We start from the raw sequence: 6,153 nt of genomic DNA, 5'->3' as shown, positions 1-6,153 counted from the left end.
CCCAGCTAGTATAGCCAGCTTTCGATAGCATACCCTTTTTAGTAAAATTACTTGGCGCTGCATATCTACAATCGGAAAATCTGCATCACCCCTTTTCTCGGGAAGAAACCAAACCTCCTCACCGGATTTTCCGCTGTGAGGCGGGCAACCTCATTGAGCGTGAGTCGACCTTCATTGACTGCATTCAACATCATCGAAACAAGTTTTTATGCATCAATCATGCCTAGCGGTATGGAAAACGTATCCTTCCAATCTAGCTGAATTTCTTCATAAGTGTGAGGTGCATGTGAAGTGCCCTCCTCCATACCTGCACTATAGCCTTTGCAACTATGGAGGGAGTTACTTCAACCTTACCGCTCTGAGTCAGGCCTGGGTAGGTGTGATTAGTAGACCGCTTACAGAGTTATCGGCGTCGGCCACGCCGCCCGACTGTCAGTATCAGGTGCACCACCCTCGGCGCATACTCCTTCTACGGCAGAGGGATCACGCCGCCCTCTCCGGTGATTATGACTACGTGGGCGGTCAAGCCGAGTTTCATTTCCCCATAATTAAACTTTCGTACGTTACACGGCGCTTGGCTAGAACAGCAATTTCGGCAGCCACAGAGCGATTCCCGGAAACGCTATGATCAGAAGCAGGCCAAACAGAATCACTGCAGCATACGGAAGCGCCGAAATGTAGATGTCCCCGATGCTGATACTGGGTGGTGCGACACCTCTTAAATAGAAAAGATTGAAGCCAAAAGGAGGGGTCATATAACCGATTTCGACCATGAGGACGAACAGCACACCGAACCAGATCGGGTCAATCCCGTACATCGTGATGATTGGCATGAACACCGGCAGCGTGATCAGCATAATGCCTATCGGGTCGAGCACCATGCCCATGAGCAGGAGGAGCAGTAACATCGCAGCGAGCGCGCCCCACTCGCCGCCTGGGATGGCTGCCATTAGGTCCATCACCACCTGCTGGGCGCCCATAGCGCTATAGGCCGTGCTGAAGACTTGAGCGCCCAGGATGATCCACATAATCATGGAAGTCAGGCGCAGAGTCTGAAGCAAGGCTTCCTTAATCAAGTTCAGCGAAAGGGTGCGGTGGACCATCGCTGACAGTAGGGAGCCGAGCACGCCGATGGCGGCGGCTTCGGTGGCAGTCGCGATGCCGGACAGAATGGAGCCGAGGACCATGACCACGATGCCGATGGGCAGTGCGACAGCCATTAGCGAACGGAACCTTTCGCTCCAGTCTCCGCGTTCCTCTTTGGGCAACGCGGGGCCCAGCTCGGGCTGTAACCAGCATCGTATTGCGATATAGCCCGCAACCAATACGGACATGAGAAGCCCAGGTATCATGCCGGCGGCAAAGAGAGCACCAACCGATACGCCAGTAAGCATGGCATAGACGATCATCACGATGCTGGGCGGGATCAGAACTCCGAAGCCGCCGCCTGCATTGATGCAACCCAGGGCGAGCCGCTTGTCATACTTGCGCTCTAACATAGCGGGCAGGGCGATGGTACCCATCGCCACGACTGCCGCACCGCTCACACCCACCATCGCGCCAAACATTGCGCAGATCAATACGGTGCCGATCGCCAGTCCGCCCCGCAGACCGCCAGACCAGAGGTGGATCATGCGAAACAATGCCTGCGCAACGCCTGTGCGTTCCAATATCAGCGCCATGAACATAAACAAGGGGATGGCGATCAAAGTAAAACTGTTCATGGCCGTCCACAGCCTGTTGGCGACCAGGAAAAACCCATCTCCGCCCCAAGTCAGGTACAGGAATATGGACGAGATGCCACCAAGGGCGAATGCAACAGGCACCCCGGCGAAGATCAGGGCAAACATTCCCCCAAAAAGAGGATTGTGATCAGTTCACTACTCATGACTTACCCCTCGGTACCCGCACGTTCAGTTCGCTGTGAATCAGAGCTAAACAGGATGGTTAGGTCGTCGATCAGCTTTACCACGCCCTGAAGAATTAGCAGGATCGCGCCGATTGGAACGCAAAGTCTTAGAGGCCAGACAGGGGGATTCCAGGCAGAATGCGAGTGCTCCCAGCGAGTGATCGCCGCCCACGCCATACCCTGCCCTTCCACCAAAACTACGATCGTGAACACAAAGAAAAAGACGGAGGTCACGACGTCTACAGCCGCTTTTGTTCGAGGCGAGAATTGCTGATAAAAGATATCGACTTTTACGTGTCCACGATGTAGGAGCAGATAACCTCCTGATAAGATCGTATAGGCTACGAACAACATGGTTGTCGCTTCGGTCGCCCAAGAAGTAGGCGAATTGAACATATAGCGTGCAACCACTTCGAAAAGTAGAAAAGCGAACATTAAGAAAGCGAAATAGGATAAAACCCATCTGCCCAGTCGATCGTTCAGCCATGAGATAGCGTGCAAGATTTTTCGCATACGGGCCCCGCTGACCTAGTTCTTCCTATGCCGCGCTTGTGCTTGGGTAATCACGGCAGTTAGAAAAGCGGCTCGCATGGCGAGCCGCGCTCATTCATGCTTAGAAGTAGCCGAGTACGCCCAGGTAGGCTTCGAGGCGTTCGACGGCCTCAGCGGTGTACTCACTCTTCTTCGCCTCGGAGTGCCTGAAGTCGTGCGTGGCCTTGTCCATGCGCTCCACGATCTCTTCCGGAAGATCGATAGTTTGCACACCCTTTTCGCTGGCGAGCTGGTTGAGCATTTCCAGCTCTTCGATCTCGTACTGGTTGGTGCGAGCCCAGAAGTGTTCCTCCAGCGTAGAACGTACCGTCGTCTGAATGTCTTCGGGCAGGCTGGACAGGGCCTGATCGTTGATGATAAAAATCTCGTTTGCGATACCCAGCACCGCAGATGCGTGGTACTTTGCCGGCTCATAAAGGCTCAAGTCATTTGCGTTCTGGGCTCCGCCCCAATGCGCTCCATCCACGGCGCCTGTGCTGAGAGACTGGTATAATTCGGACCCCGATATAAAAGCCGTCGCAGCTCCACTGTCCGCTATGAATTTAGCGAGGCTACCGGAGGCGCGGATGCGCAATGCCTCAAAGTCTTCATTAGTCTTGACCGGCTTGTTTAATACCAGCCTAGTGAAGTACAGATGGTCCGTGAAGTAGTGTATATTGTGTTTTTCTAGGGCTTCCCGGCGGATAATGTCTTCGAAGCCCAAGTGTTTCCAGAAGTAGGCGGCCTCGGAAACGTTTCGGAAGGAGCTGGGACCCCAGGCAAGCGACGCCGTGGAGATATAATCCATTATGTACGCTGGCGAAGTATGACCGATCTGGATTACCCCGCGACTTACAGCGGGGAAGATCTCGGAAGACCCCACCAAAGATTCCGCTGAGTGTAGCTCGATGTCTAATCGACCGCCTGTGCGCTCGTAGAGTTTATCCCGCAGCGCGACAACACTCTTTTTCCAGTCGCTGCCGCCAGAAGACAGGAGCGATTGTAGTCGCCACTTGATGACGTCGTCTTGGGCAGCCGCGATAGCGGGCACCAAAACCATTGCGAACAGGCCGACTAGAATTATGGCCTTAGCAGTTTTCGTAATATTCTTGGACTTATTCATTCTTGCTTCTCCGCTGTTATTTTTTTATTCACATTAGCTCAGGTTGCTGAGAAATTCATAGCCAAGCTTATCCTCGCCGAGCTTTCTACGTTTTCCAACAGCTCCTCAAACACACGTTGTCCTCCCTCCTCGTCTCCAATAGCCATCGCGGCGGCCGTATCAGCATGCAGCAGCGCCAAAGGCGGTAAGTCAGTTCCGCATTGTTGGTGATGGAAGAGCCAGAAGCGCCGGGACAGCCCCATGAGGGGACGCATCGCGTCCTCCGCGTATTCATTCTGTGCTGCGGTAATACATAACTCATTAAACTCCCTGTCACAACGTACAAAGCCCAGACCATCATTGGCGAACGCAATTTCCCGAAATTCCGCGTCAAGCTGAGCGAAGGCTCTCCTATGCTCATCAGATGCTCGTTTCGTCGCTAACCGGATAATAAGCCCCTCAACTTGGCGACGAACTTCGAGGAGCTTCATCTGGCCCATAAGATCAAGTGGCGCGACTAACAATCCTCGTTTTGGTAGCACTCGTATTAGTCGATCCCTGGCTAGCCTCTGTATGGCCTCTCGGGTTGGCGTTCTACCAATGCCTATCAACTCAACCAGCTCCGTCTCAGAAACTATGCTTCCTGGTGCAAGTTGTAGAGTTACGATGGCCTCTTCAATTTGTTTGTATGCCTGATCGGCTAAGGTCTTCTTTTGGTCTTCTCGCTTCAATGTCACTCTTTCCTTCATATCCCGAATTTCTGTGCCTGTAGCCTTGGCTCTAGCTTTGATATGACTTGACTTATTGAGTCGCCATACTTATGCAGGTATTGAAGCGCGACAATGGCGCCCATACTCCAGCCTGTGATACTTACTGGCTTCCCGAGATAGGCTATCACCGCGCAGCCTCGGTAGCTGCCGAACTGTCTCCCGCCATACCTCCATTGAACTCTGCAGGCCGTGAAGCAGTATCAGAAAACCGCCAGTACCGTTGCATTGAAGCTCAATGGGCCCCCAAGCCGTACTAATAATAGTTTTATCTGCACTCGGAAACGCGCCCTCTCGATGGTATAGGTCAAAGTGCTTCTGTGACATGACCTGCCCTCGCGTAATGCTTGCCTTGCAGGATTGCAATGGTTTCGTCAAGTTGGTCCCCCGAGATATCCCACTCATTCGCAAGGTTGGCAACGATGTGCTTCATTAGGACCGGCGCCAGCTCACAAGCAGCCTCAACATCTCGTAGCCTCGAGTACAGAAGCGCGAATGCCAGTTGCACCGGTTCCGCACCCTCGTAACCCCATTCGAAACCTCCTTTGGAGTACGTAACAAGATCATCAAAGGTCGGCAGTGCTTTGCCATTGACCGTCACGCAAAGCCCATCGATTGTTCGCTCGCCTGCGTAGTGGTCCGCAGGGTGATTGCTTTTAGCTGGGTTATTCATTCGCGCCTCGCTTTGGCTGGAGTCAACTCCTCACGATCTACCGGAGATAACGCCCACAGCCCGACCATCAGCAGCACCACGAGTGCGCCCAGGTGTCCGAGCAGGTCCTCTCGCCCGGTTTTTATCTCAATTAGATATCCGATCACTCCAGCGATAAGAAGTAGCGCAGAGAATACTAATTTTTTTGAGGCCGGCATAAAATCTTCTCCATTATTTTCCGACAGCAGTCAACGATTTGCAGGTTCCGGACCGGGCTTCGAAGAAGCTTTTGAAACATGTGGCAGCAGGTGCGGAGTCTTCGCCGTCTGACGTAGATCCTTTTTAATATGCTTGGTGCTGTAACCGTTGAATAAATGACCGATCAACCCCCGATCAAGGTCAGAAGTACCGTAGACCCAATCCCAGAACGGGAACACGATGCTCATGTTGGTTTCCATCATGATCGAGTGGTTGTGATGGGCGGTGTGGTGGCGCCTCGCGGTATTGACGATAGGGCAATGCCGCACGAACCAATTGTCACCGACGTGGCAAAGAAAGTGCAGAACCTCGTAGAATAGGTAGGTACCGATAGTCGAAGCCATGAGTAGCCAGCCGACATTGCCGGATATTACCCACCCTGCTACGAGCGCCGACGGTAACATCATCAGCGTAGAGATGGTGAGAGTAAATGGTGGGAAAAGCGTGACTCGCCAATCTCGATGATTCGCATATCGTGGCTCTTCAGCTGTAAAAAACTGGTGGTGCATGAGTGTGTGACGTACATATAAAAGGCGCCCCATGCCGGACTTCTTTGGCCTGTGCAAGAGGAAGCGGTGGGTATAATATTCGACCCACTGTCCGCCTAAGAATACTACCGGTATCGTCAACCACTCCCACCACAAAACCTCACTTAGGTTCATGGTGAAAAAAAAGATTGCGTAGAGACCAGTTCCGAAGATCAAGAATGCGTGCACATATCCATTATACCAACCGCTCGTGCGCGAACGGTAAACTTCGCGGTATCGGCGCTGCCGTTCATTCATCGGGCTATTATGTATCTCCATGGGACGTCCTCCAAACATTGTTGAAGCGTGCTTTGTAAGGCGCGCGGCAATCTAAGGCTGCATGAAATATATTAGACGTATATTTCTTGCTTTTCAAGCAAGTCTACTCACTGACGTCTTCCTTTTTT

General features: G+C 52.6%; 7 protein-coding genes. All 7 read right to left on the bottom strand.

The window, feature by feature from the left end:
• Window positions 1-578: 578 nt before the first annotated feature.
• Complete coding sequence (locus B7L71_RS16070; protein ID WP_212636768.1) at window positions 579-1,850, bottom strand: TRAP transporter large permease subunit; 1,272 nt, start codon at window positions 1,848-1,850, stop codon at window positions 579-581.
• 41 nt (window positions 1,851-1,891) lie between these two features.
• A complete protein-coding gene (locus tag B7L71_RS16065; RefSeq protein ID WP_081139119.1) occupies window positions 1,892-2,422 on the bottom strand; it encodes a TRAP transporter small permease subunit in 531 nt (176 codons plus the stop codon).
• Between the two features lie 100 nt (window positions 2,423-2,522).
• A complete protein-coding gene (dctP, locus tag B7L71_RS16060; RefSeq protein WP_081139117.1) occupies window positions 2,523-3,563 on the bottom strand; it encodes a TRAP transporter substrate-binding protein DctP in 1,041 nt (346 codons plus the stop codon).
• 38 nt (window positions 3,564-3,601) lie between these two features.
• Window positions 3,602-4,291, bottom strand: a complete 690-nt coding sequence (locus B7L71_RS16055) for a GntR family transcriptional regulator (protein WP_081139116.1) — start codon at window positions 4,289-4,291, stop codon at window positions 3,602-3,604.
• A gap of 325 nt (window positions 4,292-4,616) precedes the next feature.
• On the bottom strand, window positions 4,617-4,982 hold the full coding sequence (locus B7L71_RS16050) for a DUF6166 domain-containing protein (protein WP_045812353.1): 366 nt from the start codon (window positions 4,980-4,982) through the stop codon (window positions 4,617-4,619).
• Window positions 4,979-5,179, bottom strand: a complete 201-nt coding sequence (locus tag B7L71_RS16045; RefSeq protein WP_035564173.1) for a hypothetical protein — start codon at window positions 5,177-5,179, stop codon at window positions 4,979-4,981. Before B7L71_RS16045 ends, B7L71_RS16050 begins: the two co-directional genes overlap by 4 nt.
• 30 nt (window positions 5,180-5,209) lie before the next feature.
• Entirely contained in the window at window positions 5,210-6,025 is an 816-nt protein-coding gene (locus tag B7L71_RS16040) for a sterol desaturase family protein (RefSeq protein WP_081139115.1), read from the bottom strand.
• Window positions 6,026-6,153 lie beyond the last annotated feature (128 nt).

Origin of the sequence: Halomonas sp. BC2 (assembly GCF_002078115.1) — a bacterium.
Classification (GTDB): domain Bacteria; phylum Pseudomonadota; class Gammaproteobacteria; order Pseudomonadales; family Halomonadaceae; genus Vreelandella; species Vreelandella stevensii.
Note: the sequence above shows the minus strand (reverse complement) of the source record. Positions and strands in the feature narration are given on the sequence as shown.